Annotated in this window: 14 protein-coding genes; 9 read left to right on the top strand and 5 right to left on the bottom strand. The window is 67.9% G+C overall.

Annotated features, from left to right (window positions below; translation table 11 throughout):
* Positions 1–7 precede the first annotated feature (7 nt).
* Together RY94_RS04690 and RY94_RS04685 are read right to left on the bottom strand one after the other, a co-directional pair.
* Entirely contained in the window at positions 8–1198 is a 1191-nt protein-coding gene (locus RY94_RS04690; protein ID WP_043442258.1) for a glycosyltransferase, read from the bottom strand.
* 331 nt (positions 1199–1529) lie between these two features.
* Positions 1530–1973, bottom strand: coding sequence for a winged helix-turn-helix transcriptional regulator (locus RY94_RS04685; RefSeq protein ID WP_043442256.1), 444 nt, complete (start codon positions 1971–1973; stop codon positions 1530–1532).
* Between the two features lie 118 nt (positions 1974–2091).
* Here RY94_RS04685 and RY94_RS16670 point away from each other — a divergent pair, with 118 nt between their 5' ends.
* Complete coding sequence (locus RY94_RS16670) at positions 2092–2712, top strand: hypothetical protein (RefSeq protein ID WP_156135018.1); 621 nt, start codon at positions 2092–2094, stop codon at positions 2710–2712.
* Here RY94_RS16670 and RY94_RS04675 read toward each other — a convergent pair.
* A complete protein-coding gene (locus RY94_RS04675) occupies positions 2666–3337 on the bottom strand; it encodes a response regulator (protein ID WP_043442254.1) in 672 nt (223 codons plus the stop codon). The genes RY94_RS16670 and RY94_RS04675 overlap by 47 nt on opposite strands.
* Before the next feature lie 15 nt (positions 3338–3352).
* A complete protein-coding gene (locus RY94_RS16665) occupies positions 3353–4942 on the bottom strand; it encodes a sensor histidine kinase (RefSeq protein ID WP_052273945.1) in 1590 nt (529 codons plus the stop codon).
* A gap of 173 nt (positions 4943–5115) precedes the next feature.
* Between RY94_RS16665 and RY94_RS04665 the strand changes: the two genes are divergently transcribed.
* Positions 5116–5922, top strand: coding sequence for a CPBP family intramembrane glutamic endopeptidase (locus RY94_RS04665; protein WP_052273943.1), 807 nt, complete (start codon positions 5116–5118; stop codon positions 5920–5922).
* 32 nt (positions 5923–5954) lie between these two features.
* Here the strand turns inward: RY94_RS04665 and RY94_RS04660 are convergent, their stop codons facing one another.
* On the bottom strand, positions 5955–6494 hold the full coding sequence (locus RY94_RS04660) for a MarR family winged helix-turn-helix transcriptional regulator (protein WP_052273942.1): 540 nt from the start codon (positions 6492–6494) through the stop codon (positions 5955–5957).
* Between the two features lie 71 nt (positions 6495–6565).
* Between RY94_RS04660 and RY94_RS04655 the strand changes: the two genes are divergently transcribed.
* The 7 genes from RY94_RS04655 to RY94_RS04625 all read left to right on the top strand — a co-directional run bounded on the left by RY94_RS04655 (position 6566) and on the right by RY94_RS04625 (position 13183).
* Complete coding sequence (locus RY94_RS04655; protein ID WP_052273941.1) at positions 6566–8224, top strand: MFS transporter; 1659 nt, start codon at positions 6566–6568, stop codon at positions 8222–8224.
* Positions 8221–9078 carry an alpha/beta fold hydrolase gene (locus RY94_RS04650; protein ID WP_052273940.1) on the top strand — a complete coding sequence of 286 codons (858 nt, stop codon included), beginning with the start codon at positions 8221–8223 and terminating at the stop codon, positions 9076–9078. The genes RY94_RS04655 and RY94_RS04650 overlap by 4 nt, the downstream gene beginning before the upstream one ends.
* A gap of 84 nt (positions 9079–9162) precedes the next feature.
* Positions 9163–9672, top strand: a complete 510-nt coding sequence (locus tag RY94_RS04645; RefSeq protein ID WP_052273939.1) for a TetR/AcrR family transcriptional regulator — start codon at positions 9163–9165, stop codon at positions 9670–9672.
* A complete protein-coding gene (locus RY94_RS04640; protein ID WP_082046054.1) occupies positions 9645–10334 on the top strand; it encodes a GAP family protein in 690 nt (229 codons plus the stop codon). Before RY94_RS04645 ends, RY94_RS04640 begins: the two co-directional genes overlap by 28 nt.
* Positions 10335–10483: 149 nt before the next feature.
* A complete protein-coding gene (locus RY94_RS18075; RefSeq protein ID WP_043442250.1) occupies positions 10484–10912 on the top strand; it encodes a hypothetical protein in 429 nt (142 codons plus the stop codon).
* Positions 10913–11069: 157 nt separating this feature from the next.
* The gene (locus RY94_RS04630; protein ID WP_231554416.1) at positions 11070–12509 is read left to right on the top strand and encodes a sensor histidine kinase; all 1440 of its coding nucleotides are present in this window, start codon (positions 11070–11072) and stop codon (positions 12507–12509) included.
* Positions 12506–13183, top strand: a complete 678-nt coding sequence (locus RY94_RS04625; RefSeq protein ID WP_043442248.1) for a response regulator transcription factor — start codon at positions 12506–12508, stop codon at positions 13181–13183. Before RY94_RS04630 ends, RY94_RS04625 begins: the two co-directional genes overlap by 4 nt.
* The last annotated feature ends 27 nt before the right edge of the window (positions 13184–13210 follow it).

The following is a 13210-nucleotide window of genomic DNA, read 5'->3' as shown; positions in this document are numbered from 1 at the left end:
GGTTTCATCAGCGGATCGATGCGAGGACGGTCAATGCCGTCAGTGTCCCGTTCTCCGTGGACATGGCCTGGGCGACCTCCCTGACGCGGGGACGGCACCGCTCCGCCTCGTCGAGTGCGGCGTGGAGGGCGGGGACGGTCAGCGCGCGTTGCGGGATCGGTGCCGGCGTCAGGCCCGCTTCACCCAGACGGGCTCCCCAGAACGGTTGATCCGCGATGAAAGGAACGATCACCGACGGCGTTGCGGCAGTCATCGCGGCGTGCACGGTGCCGATACCGCCGTGATGCACCGCCGCAGTCGCCTGTGGAAGCACCACTGCATGCGACACGGTCCGCACGACGAGGACGTCGTCGCCGAGGCGGTTCGGAGGTACGTCGATGCCGCCGAGACCGGTAGCGACGAGGCAGCGGCTACCGCGAGCCCGTGCCGCATCGACGATCGTGCGCCCGCGCGCTGCGGCGTCTCCCGCCGCCATCGAGCCGAAACCTGCGTAGATGAATGAACCGTCCGCAATGAACTGGGCGATCCCGGGAGCGAGGGTCGCCGGTCGATGTGCGCGAGTCCAGGGCCCGGTGAGATGCACCGATGCCGGCCAGTCGTGGGGGCGCTGAAGTATTGCCGGGCTGATGGGCATGAGGGTGGCTGCGGGGGCGGAGGACCTGCGCGTTCGTCCGCCGACCATCCTGCGTACCTCGTCGAGTTCAGAGCGGAACATGACCGATGCGGTGCCCACCGCCCGGTACGTCGATCGGTTCAGCGGGCCGATTCCCCGAGTGACCGTGCCTGCGGCAGGGAAGACCCTCGTCGGTGTGAGGGTCGGCACGATCTCGACCATGACGTGTGGCACCCCCAGGGCGTCCGCCACCAACGGAGCCGAGAGGACCTTCGGGTGATACACGATCAGATCGGGTTCGTACTCGAGCGCCGCTCGCGCGCTGCCGACAATGACGCCTCGCATCACCGGACGCACGACGGAGCGGTAGTTACGGAGCGCCGCCATGAGGGAGACGCCCTGTTCCTCGATCATCCGCGTGTAGTCGACTCCCATGCCCACCATGTCCAGGTCGCCCAGCTCGACGCCGGAGTTCTCCGGGGCAACCAGTCGCACCTCGTGCCCCGCTGCAAGCGCCCGGTCTGCCAGGGCGGCGAACGGCTCGACATCGCCGCGGGAGCCCGCCGTCGCCAACAGAAGCCTCATCGCCGTCCTCCGCGGGCGCCCATCGCAGCATCGAGCAACCCGTTGCCCGTGGCAGCGGCCTTCACGCAGGCATCAGCGGCGTTCTCGCGGATGGTCACGGCGGCACATCCGTTATCGGCGAGCTCTCTCAGTGCTGCGGCTCCTCTTCGGTCACTCGTCCCCACGTCACTCGGGGGCGAGGTGGGCGCTGAGCAATTGTTCGGTAGTCTGCGCGCTCGGTCGGATCGGCGTCAAGAGCCGGTCGCCACCCCTGGGCGCAGCAGGCGGATCGTCCCCGCGGCCCGGTGAGCAGCAGGCCGACCATGCGGGCTCCTGTCCCCGCGGGGATGCCTTATTGCACGCCGATGCCATGGGGTGAATGGATTCCCTGGGTCGCCGGTTCGCCGCAGACGTGACAGGTGACCTCGACGACGAGATCGTGCTCCCCGTCGTCCCTCCCATGGCGCCACGTCACGGGAGGACTGTCGGCGCGGCGATCGTCGCCCAACCGCATCAAGGCCAGCAGCAGAGGGAGCAGCTGCTCGCCGCTTCCTGTCAGTCGGTAGTCGAACCGAGGAGGTCGGTCGCTGTATTTCTCCCGCCTGATGTAGCCCTCGGATTCCAGTCGGCGCAGCCTCGACGTCAGGATGTCGCGGGACGCGCCCGTGTGCTCGGCGATGTCGTTGAACCGGGTCACACCGAACATCAGCTCCCGCACCGCGAGCAGGGTCCACCGGTCGCCCACGATGCTGAGCGCCTCGGCTATCGAGCAGTCACGGACACGGGAGATCGCCATGGAGAAATCCTAGCGACAGACAGTTGTGTTTTCCAACCCAGTGGGTGATCCTGAGTGAGTAGGAAATTCAAACTCTGTGTGGGGGTGTGACATGCAGTCCGAGGTAGTGGTTCATCCGGTGAGCAGTCGGGAGCGGCGGCGCCTGCTGCGACGCTGGGGGTCGGCGCTGGGGCTCTGGCTCGTCGCGGCGACGGTTCTGTCGGCCAGCGGGGTCCTCGCCGGCATGGTCGAGGTGGCTCCGACGATGGTGATTCCGGCGTTCGTCGCAGTAGGGATGCTGGTCCCCTTGCTGGCGGTCGCGCGCAGTCCGCAGATGCAGGCTCTCTTCCTGAGTGCGCCACTGCCGTATCTGACGGTCTTCAACGTCTGGCGGGTTCCGGCGGCACTGGTCTTCTTCGCCTACGGCGCTGCGGGGCTGCTGCCGGCGTCGTTCGCCATGATTGCGGGAATCGGTGACCTGATCGCCGGCGTCCTCGCGGTCGGTGTGGTCCTCCTCGCCCCTCGGTTGGGCGTACGTGCCGGACACCGTGCGTATCTGGCGTTCCATGTCTTCAGCTTCAGCGACTTCGTGACAGCGGTCGGCACGGGCATCACGCTCACTCTGCTGGGAGATCCCCTCATGGCGTCCCTGGCCGACTTCCCGCTCGCCCTCATCCCGCTGTTCGGGGTTCCCGTGACGGGGGTACTCAGCCTCATCGCCCTCTGGAGGCTGGCCCCGGCCGGGTTTCGTGGGCGATGACGGCAGCCTGTGTCCTGTCGCGGGCGTCGAGTTTCGCGAGGATGGAACCGACGTGTGTCTTCACGGTCTGAAAGCTCACGAAAAGGTCGCCGGCGATCTCGGCGTTGCTGCGGCCCTCCGCCAGCAGCGCGAGTACCTGCGTCTCGCGGGACGTCAGTTGCGCCAGTCTCCTGGCCCGCAGCTCGTGCCGGTCGTCCTTCTCGGGCACGAGCCGGGAGCGGACGGTGGCGGGCAGGACGAGGCTGTCCCCATGGGCGACCGTTCGAATGGCGCCTGCTATGTCAGCCGGTGACGAGCGCTTGAGGACGAAGCCGTGGGCTCCGGCCCGGAGGGCGCCGAGCAGGAAGTCGTCGTCGCTGAAGGTGGTGAGCACCAGGACGCGAGGAGGAGTGCCGGGGAGCGCGCGGATCCGCCGGGTGGCCTCGATGCCGTCGAGGACGGGCATGCGGATATCCATCAGCACCACGTCGATGCGATGGGACGTGGCGAGGCCGACGGCCTCCCGTCCATCGGCTGCCGAGGCGACGACGAGAAGGTCGGGTTCAGCATCCAGCAGTGCCGTGAGTCCTTCGCGGATCAGGGGCTCGTCGTCCGCGATGAGGAGGCGAAGGGGAGGGTCGGTCATGCCTTCACCGTGGCGTCAGTGGTCATCGACCAGATCCGGCAGCGACGCCGACAGGAGCCACCGCCCGTCGGTCTGCCGGCCCGCGGAGAACTTGCCGCCCGCCAGGCGCACCCGCTCTCCGAGACCTGCCAGACCCCGTGGCGTCCCGGCTCGCGGATCGGAGGACTGCCGCGACAGAGGGTTGCTGATGGTGACGAGGAGCCTGCCCGGCAACCGGTCGATCGCGATGCTGATCGGCTGGCCGGGTGCGTGTTTCAGCGCGTTCGTGCACCCTTCCTGCACGACCCGGTAGGCGATCGAGGACCCCGGATGCCCCACGGCCCCTCGAGGGACTGCAGCTGCCTCCACTGGCACGCCCGTTGCCCGGACGTCCTGCACCAGGTCCGGCAGATCACCCAGGGTCGGTCCTGTGGATGTCCGGACACCGGGGCCATTGCGCAGAGCGGCGAGCGTGGCGTCCAACTCACCCAGTGCGGCCCGCGTCGTCTCACCGATATGGACCAGTGCCCGATCAGCCGCGGCGGGGTCTCCGGCTGTGTTCAGGCGAGCGACCTCGGCCTGCACTGCCACGAGCGTCAGCGCGTGTCCCACCGTGTCATGCAGCTCCCGACTGAGCCACAGCTGCTTCTCACGACGCGCAGCCTCTTCCTGGAGCCCGGCAAGCCGATCAGCGGGGTCCGGTCCGAGCAGCATGGCGCCGACTCGCTGGTGGATCTGCGCGATCAGGGGCACTGCATGGACCACCGCGAGGAGGGCGAGGACGCCGAGGGGCAGGGTCCAGGCAGATGCCCAGCCGGCCTCCGACTGCCAGGACCCACCCCAGGAGAGATAGCCGTCGACGAAGGGAACGGCGATCAGGGCCATGGCGGCGACAGCACAGGACACAGCCCCCACCAGGAACGCGGTGCTGGCACATGCGCGGAACAGGAGCCACAGCAGTGACCTCCACGTCCTGCCGTCCTTCAGCAGGAGAACGACCCGTCGTTCGTGACCGGGCCCGATCGCCCTCCGCGGGGAAGCGATGTCCGCGTCGAGGAACGCGTTGATGAGCCGCCGCTCCACTTCAGCAAGACCGCGCGCCGCCAGCAGTACGACGACGATGAGGATGACGCCGACGCCGACGCCGGCAGTAGCACCCCCGAGGACGACCCCTCCGACCAGTGCACCCAGGGACAGGAGCGACAAGCCGGCCCCCACCACCAGGTAGAGGGCCGAACTCCACCACCCGCCGGTGACCAACGGCGTCAGGGCCGCGACGGACGCAGCCTGAACGGAGCGTGCTCCTCGAATCACGGTGGTCGCCACCTGACCAATTATCCCAGCGCCCGTGTCCCACGCATCCCTCCTGCGAGGGAGCCGGCTGATACCCGCGCGGGATGTGAGTGCGCAGCATCCGCCGGACGCTTGGAGCATGTCCGCCTGGCCGAGCGTGAAGTTCGCCAGCTTCTGGGCGGCGCTCATCACCTGCTCCTGGTACACGATGAGGCCGTACGTGCCGCCGAGGATCTCCTCGAGCGGACCCTCGAGCTCGGGGTGGATCGGCTCGATCTCCTGCAGGCCGTTCTTGCGCAGGGCGTAGTTCGTGNCAGCCCCCCCCTCAGGCACCTGCCACTCACGCCACGCGCGGCCGGTGGTACGTCCGCCGGCCGGTCCTGCTCTTCTGGATCCTCGCGACGCTCATCGATGTCCTGCTCGCCCTGGTCTTCCTGTCCTCCGGTGCCGACGCCGCGATCACCCGCGGCCTCGAACGGGGCGGGTTCGAATTCAACACCGATCTGGTGACCGCCGTCCGGCTCATGCTCGTCTACCCGGCGGCCGCGACCGGCGTCTTCCTGTCGCTGCTCCAGGTGGCCGCTCCGGATATCGCCCTCCTCACCGTGACGCGACGCCGGGATGCCCGGACCGAGTGGCATGCAGTGGTCCGGCGGTTCGTCTTCTGGTCCCAGGAGGTCGGGGCGCGTAGGGGGATCGTCGTGTGGCTGCAGATGATCGTCCTCTTCCTCGCCGCAAGCCTGGCAACAGGAGCGATCAACAGCCTGGTGTTTTCGTCGTCCGAGTGGCGGTGGTCGTTCCAGCCATCGATCGCGGCGTTCGTCCTCGCGCTGCTCATCGCACTCTTCCTGGACGCGGGAGCGCTGTTCGAGGAGAACGGGTGGCGAGGCTATGCCCTGCCGCTCCTGCTGCGCCGATACCCGCCCCTCGTCGCCAGCCTGATGCTCGGTCTGGCGTGGGCCGCATGGCACTACCCGGTGAAGTACAACGCTTTCCTGGACTACGGCCTTGTCGATGGCGCCCTGTACCTGACGGCCTTCACGCTGAAGATCGTGCTGACGACGATCATCATCACGTATTTCTGGCAGCGCGCCGGACGAGCGACGATCATCGCGGTCGCGATGCACGGCCTGTCCAACGATTCCCTGCGGGTGCAGGGCCGGCTCGTCGGCGACAGCTCCCGCATCTCCATCCTCAGCGAGCTGACGATCAGTGCACCCCTGCTCGTCATCACCGTGTTCCTGCTGTGGCGGACACGGGGTCGACTGGGCGTTCCGGCCACCCCTGCGAACCCGCCCCTCCCATCGAGGTGACGGCGCCCCCCGCGCGGCAGGTCACCCGGTGGTCACGGGTCCCGCTGGGGCGACTGTGGCCGCTCCGTTCTGACTGGCTGGCCGAGGTCATCGGCGAAGTCGGTCAGCTGCTGAGCGGCGCGGCGGAGGTATCGGTGGATCGCTGACTGCTCGGCGGGAGTGAAGTCGTCGGTGAGCGCGTCGAGGGAGTCGAAGAGCGGTCTCAGTTCCGTGAGGATCCGTTCGACTGCTTCCTCACTGGGGCGGAGGGATACTCGTCGTCGGTCCTTGCCTTCCCGCAGGCGCACCAGGTGCCCCGCCCGCTCGAGCCGGTCGACGAGCTCGGTCGCAGAGCCGGTACTGATTCCTAGTCTGTTCCCCAGCTCGACCGGTCCGAGGGGGGCTCCCTCCTGGCTCATCACGTGACCCATCGCGGAGTAATCGCCGAGGCGCAGGCCGATCCTGTTCGCCAGGGCCTGATCCACCTCGGCGGCCGCTCGATTGACCCCGCGCAACGCCCAGGAGAGCTCCTCCGCCGACATCCTCCCGCGCTCGATCTCCTCGACCCGTCTCGCCCGTTCCTTGTCGCTCATGCGCCAATACTAGTTGACAACTACCTCGGATACGGAGACACTCGGTAAAGGAGCTACCTGGAGGAGGGGCTGTGGACCAGAACTCATCAGACGCCGTATCGGAGCACCACCCCGTGCTGGCTCCGTCACGTCTCCGTGCCCTGCTCATCGTTCTCTGCGCCGGACTCGCCCTCGTCGTGGCCGGGAACTCGGCTCTGGCGATCGCGCTTCCGGACATCGCACTGGACCTGGGGGCCGATCAGTCCGAACTGACATGGATCATCGACGCGTACGCGCTGACATTCGCCGCGCTTCTGCTGACTGCGGGGATCGCGGCGGACCGCGTCGGCCGCCGCACCATCCTGGTGACGGGGCTTCTGATCTTCGGCCTCGCCTGCGTCGCGTCTGCCTTCTCCCCGGACCCGACCTGGTTCATCGCTCTTCGCGCGCTGTCCGGAGTCGGCGCGGCGGCCGTCTTTCCGGTCACCCTCTCCGCGCTGGTGGACGCCTACCCGGAGGAGCGAAGGACCTTTGCCATCGGGGTGTGGTCCGGGGTCAGCTCTGCCGGGGCGGTCGCGGGCACTATTGTCGCCGGAGCGCTCCTCGAGGCCTTCTGGTGGGGGAGCGTGCAACTCCTGTTCGGAGTCGTCGCCCTTGTGATCATCGTTCCCGTGATGGTTCTCGTCGCCCAGTCCCGGAATCGTTCGCTCTCCCTGGACCCCTTCGGAGCCGTATGGTCGGTCGTCGCGCTGGCCGGCCTCGTCTTCGGGGTGATCGAGGGCCCGCAGCGCGGCTGGTTCGATGCGATCACCGTGATCTCGCTTGCCGTGGGTGTCGTCGGTCTCGCAGCCTTCATCGTGCATCAACTGCGTTCGACAGCGCCCTCCCTGGATGTGCGGTTGTTCAGGAACCGAGGACTCGCGGCCGGATCCCTCATCGTCACCGTCCAGTTCTTCGCATCCCTCGGATTCTTCGTCCTGACGCCCCAGTATCTGCAGATCGTGCTCGAGTACACCCCGCTCGCTTCGGCTTTGGCCCTGCTGATCATCCCGGTGGGGGTCGGCACGGGTATCGGTCTCGCCGGCGCGCTCGCCGGCCGGTATGGACCGCGTATTCCCGGAGCGCTCGGGCTCCTCCTGATGGGGGTGGGTTTCGCCGTCTTCGCGACCGGCCTCGCCGGGGGGCTGGATGCCTCCCTCTGGGTCATGGGAGCAGGGGTCACCGTGTTCGGCGTCGGCTTCGGGATGGGCATCACGCCCGGCACCGAGCTCATCATCGAGGGACTGCCCGCCGAGCGCCGCTCCGTCGCCAGCGCCGTCAACGACATCACCCGGGAAGTGGGCGGCGTCCTCGGGATCGCCGTCCTGTCCAGCATCCTCGTCAGCTACTACCGCTCGGACATCGCCCCGGCCCTTTCAGGACTCCCTGACCAGGTGCGGGACGTCGCCGATTCCGGAGCCGGGGCCGCGATCGGCATCGCCGGCTCCCTCGGGCCCGACGGCGAGAATCTCGCCACGGCCGCCCGGGAAGCATTCGCCCGAGGACTCGGCGCATCCATGTGGGTCGGCGCCGTCGTCCTCGTAGTGGCCGCACTCATCACGGCAATCATCGCCCCCCGGAAGACGGTCGACACCACGAGCGCTACCGGCAGCACCGGCGGTACCGGCCCGCAGGACCAGGAAGTCCGCCCGGGCCTCATCGCAGACGGCCTGCCCGAGCGAACCCCCACGCATGGGAACCCGGCGCCATGACCATCGACACGAGAATCCTGGGCACGCCGCGAGGGCGGTTCGGTGTGCGGATCGACCCCGCCCCGAGGGGTTCGGCACGCTCCACGGGCAAGAAGGTGATCTGTCTTCATGGATTCCCCGATGACGCATCGAGCTTCGACACGCTCTCCATCGCGCTGGGCGACAACGGGCATGACGTCGCGTCCATGTTTCTCCGTGGATACCACCCCTCTGTTCTCGAAGGCCCCTATGACCTGCCCCTGCTCACCGAGGACCTCATCGCAGTCCTCGATGCCCTCGGCTGGACGGATCCGGTGTACCTGATCGGGCACGACTACGGCGCACAGATAGGTTTCGCGGCGATGGCGCGCCATCCGCACCGCTTCCGCGCCGCGGTCACACTCTCAGGCGCGCACCCGGCGTCGATCGCGAAGAACACCCGGCGCCACCCGAAGCAGCTATGGCTCAGCCGCTACATCATCTTCTTCCAGCTCGGCAGGTTCGCGGACCGCATGGTGGCAGCACGCTCCTTCGCGTACATCGACCGCCTCTGGCGCCGCTGGTCCCCGACGTCCGTGCTCGGCCACGATCACCGCACGCGGGTCAAGGCAACACTCGCCAGGAGCATGCCGGCCCCGGTCGCCATGTATCGGGGTGGAGGATTCGGGATCGGGAAGCGCCCGATCCCGGTGCCCACCCTGTTCATCGCGGGAAACGACGACGGCTGCATCCTGCCGGAGATGTCCGACGGGCAGGAATCCCTCTTCCCGACCAGCTACCGGCGCGACCTGTGGGAAGACACAGGCCACTTCCCGCACCTTGAACAACCCGGCAGGACCGCCACCGCGGTACGTGACTGGCTTGCGACGTATTGATCGGGGGCGATCGGGGCGGCGCAGGTCCAGTATTCCCACAAAGCAGCCCGACCGGTCGGTCGGGTTGCGTGGTACCGTGGATGCATGAGCAACAGGGAACACATCCTGCAGACCGTTCGACGACTGGCGATCGAGACCGGGTCGGTGCCGTCGATGGGTGTGATCGCTCAGCAGGCGGGGGTGTCCAAGGGCGGGCTGATGCATCACTTCACCTCACGTACTGCCCTGGTGGAGGGCATCGCGGCGCAGGCGATACAGGATCTGGACCACGCGCTGGCCGCAGCCGCTGAGCGAGGCATGGTGGTCGAGACCTGGCTGCGCCTGTCGTCCTCCCCTGAGGAGGCTGCTCTCTACAGGACCATATCGATCCTTCTCACCGATCAGACCTCGTCGACGGCGACGCTTCTGCAGTTGGCGGCTGAGGCCGCCCAGCGGTGGGAACGCCTCTTCGCCGTCGAAACAGGGGATCCGGTGGCAGCCTCGATCATCCGTCTCCTGGGTGACGGGATGCTGCTGAACAGCCTCGCCGACAACGACCACGGACCCGGCGTCGACTCCATCCTGCTATGGCTGAATCGCCGGTCCACCAGATGATCGGCGGTGGACTGCTCGTCGGGATCGTCGGCCTCGCTCTTGCGGATTCGCTGAACCCGGCGACCATCGTCGTCATCACCCTGATCCTGCTCACCGTCAGGCATCGGCCGGTCGGATCGGCCGTGACCTTCGTTCTGGGAGCGATGAGTACCGTCTTCGTGCTCGGTACGGCGATCTTCCTCGGCGCCAGCGCAGCCGCCGACGCCGTCGGAGAAGGACTCATCTGGCTCCGCCGCACGGTGTTCCTCATCGCAGCCATCACTCTCGCCGTTGCCGGGTTCCGCCGCTTCAAGGACCGGGAAAGGAAAGGGGTCGAGCTGCCTCGCTGGTTCGGGGTGTGGACGGCTTTCCCGCTCGGCATCCTCATCACCGGAGCCGACCTGCCCAACGCATTCCCCTACTTCATCGCCATCGAACGCATGGTCGCCGCGGACGTCGACGTCCCCGTCGGTTTGTCCGTCCTCGCCGGCTACGCACTCGTCTACTGCATCCCGTGCCTGGTCCTGCTCGCCTTCGGCCTGGCGCACGGCGACAAGGTCAGGACACGCCTACGGAGCGTCCTGGATCGGTTCTCGACGGGCATCATCGAACGCTCCGTCCCGGCAGCGCTCATCTTGTTCGCCCTCGCCGCCGCGGTTCTCACCCTCGCTCTCTGGCCCTGACGACGCGGCACCCGGGACTAGGACGACGAGAGCGAGCACGCGCTGCCACCCCGCTCCCCACTCACTGCAGAAGCGGTCGTGGGTCGGGACGGTCCTGTTCGACCACTCCTTCTCATCTTGGTCTCACGAAGCGGCGTGATACTTGACCCATGCGATCCGCGGCGCTCCAGATGTGGCTCCTGGGTGCGGTACTTGCCGCCCTCATGGTGACCGGCGTACTCACACTCATCAATATCGTCCGTGATCCTCCCGATCAGCAGCTCGGACCCGCGGTCGTCTTCACCGACCCGGCGTCCGTTCCGGATCCGCCGTCGCTCCCGCCGGCAGATCCCACCCCGGAGTCCTCGACCCCGGAGCCTCCCGTAGCTGATTCCCCGACGCCGTCCGCCCCTGCCTCCACGCCCGCCCCCGCTCCTGCCCCCGCGCCTGCACCCGCTCCCGCGCCGGCTCCCGCTCCCGCTCCCGCGCCCGCCCCTGCTCCTCGACCGGAAGTCGTGCCGGCTCCGCCGCCGATCATCGACGACGACGACGTGGACGACGATGATGACGTGGACGATGGGGACGACGATGACGACTGAGAAGACGCGGCCTCTCCCCGCAGTGCCTGCCCTCGGGCACAGGGTGCGCCGCCCGCCTCCGCCCCGGTCCACCCCGACGGAGCAGGCCAGGGGCAGGCTGGATCGGATCAGCCGCGACTTCAGCCGTGCGACGCGTCGCTGGTCGGTCCGTTCGCGCGTGCTGAGCGCACTTCTCGCCCTGTCCGCCCTGGGTCTCCTGTTCGCAGGGACCACCGCGTACGGACTGCAACGGGCAACGCTCAACGCCGACATCGACGATTCACTGGAACGTAGTTTCGGGGAGTTCGAGACCCTCCTGGCGACAGGCATCGATCCCGCCACGCGGTCGCCGTTCGTCACGGCCGAGACCCTCGTCTACCTCGTCATGCAGCGCACACTTCCTTCTCCGAACGAAGGCATGATGGGCGTCCGCGACAGTCGTGCGGTTCTCCTCGCCAACAATGCCGTGTCCCTGCGCCTCGAGGACGACCCCGAGCTGGTGGCCGCCGCTGCGGAACGCTCGCCGGCGGCCGACGTCGCGATCACGACGATCGAAACCACCAGAGCCACCTATCGCACCATCGTCGTGCCGGTCATGCTGAGCGAGGACACGGAGCCCACCGCCTTCGTCCTCGCCTACGACATCGATGCTGAACGAGCGGAACTGAACCGGACGTTCACCACTTTCGCCCTGATCAGCCTCGGTGCCCTGCTGCTCATCGGCGCGGTCGGCTGGTTGCTCATCGGCAACCTGCTGCATCCGGTGCGGCGCCTCCGGGACACCGCCCGGACCATCAATGACAGTGACCTCTCCCAACGGATCCTCGTCACAGGGAACGACGACCTGTCCGATCTGACGCGGACCTTCAACGCGATGCTCGACCGCCTCGAGAAGTCCTTCACGTCGCAGCGACAGCTGCTCGACGACGTCGGGCATGAGCTCCGCACCCCGATCACCATCATCCAGGGGCACCTCGAGCTGCAGGATCCCACCGATCGGCGGGATGTCGACGCCGTGCGGGCCGTGGCGCTCGACGAGCTGGAACGCATGCGTCTGCTCGTCGACGACCTGGTCACCCTGGCCGGGAGCGCCCGTCCCGATTTCGTGCGCCCGCAACCGACCGGCGTCGATCGCCTGACGGACGACATCCTCGACAAGGCGCGCGGACTGGGTCACCGACGATGGATCGTCGACGCACGGGCCGAGGGAGAGGTCCCGCTCGACGCCCGACGGGTCACGCAGGCGCTGCTTCAACTCGCAGCGAACGCCGTGAAGTTCTCCGCGGACGGTTCGACGATCGCCGTCGGCTCCAGGCTGGACGGCGACCGTCTCAGCATGTGGGTGCGTGATGAGGGCGTCGGCATCAGTGCCGCCGACCAGCAGCGGATCTTCGGCCGCTTCGAACGCGGCTCCGAAGGCAGGCGGGCAGAGGGTGCGGGACTCGGGTTGTCCATCGTCGAAGCGATCGCCCAGGCCCACGGAGGCGGCGTCAGTGTCCTGTCCGCGCCGGGCAGAGGTTCCACCTTCACCCTCGACTTTCCGGCGGCGACCCGCCGGAACCCGTCCGCTGCAGTAGCCCGCGAGCATTCTTCCCCCGCCACGAAAGAGGAACCGTGACCCAGATCTTGATCGTCGAGGACGAGGAGCGCATCAGCGCCTTCATCGCGAAGGGGCTCCGGGCGGCGGGCTACGTGCCGACCAGCGCGGTCAACGGACGGGACGGCTATCACCTGGCGCAGAGCGGGGACTTCGAGCTCGTCATCCTCGACCTCGGCCTGCCGGACCAGGACGGTTTCACCGTGCTCCGGAGACTCCGGGAGGCCCGCAACGACACCCCCGTCATCATTCTGTCCGCGCGCAACACCACCGACGCAACCGTGGCCGGGCTCGAGGGTGGCGCCGACGACTACATGACCAAGCCATTCCGTTTCGAAGAGCTGCTGGCGCGCGTCCGGCTGCGCCTGCGCCCGGATCCGTCCCGGACGGAGAGCTCCGTCCTCTCGCAGGACGGCCTCCAGTTGGACCTCCGCACCCGCCGTGCCCTGATCGACGGCCGGGAGGTGGATCTGTCCGCCCGGGAATTCGCCCTGACCGAGGCGTTCCTGCGCAATCCCGGCCAGGTGCTCAGCCGTGAGCAGCTGCTGTCCCGGGTCTGGGGGTACGACTTCGACCCCGGCTCCAACGTGGTCGACGTCTATGTGAGGTACCTGCGCAACAAGCTCGGACCGGAGCGGTTCGCGACCGTCCGCGGCATGGGGTACCGGCTGGTCGCCGATCGCTCCCAGCCCTAGCCGGACACTCCTGCCGCGTACCGACCT

The organism is Arthrobacter sp. L77 (genome assembly GCF_000816565.1).
Classification (GTDB): Bacteria; Actinomycetota; Actinomycetes; order Actinomycetales; family Micrococcaceae; genus Arthrobacter_D; species Arthrobacter_D antioxidans.
Note: the sequence above shows the minus strand (reverse complement) of the source record. Positions and strands in the feature narration are given on the sequence as shown.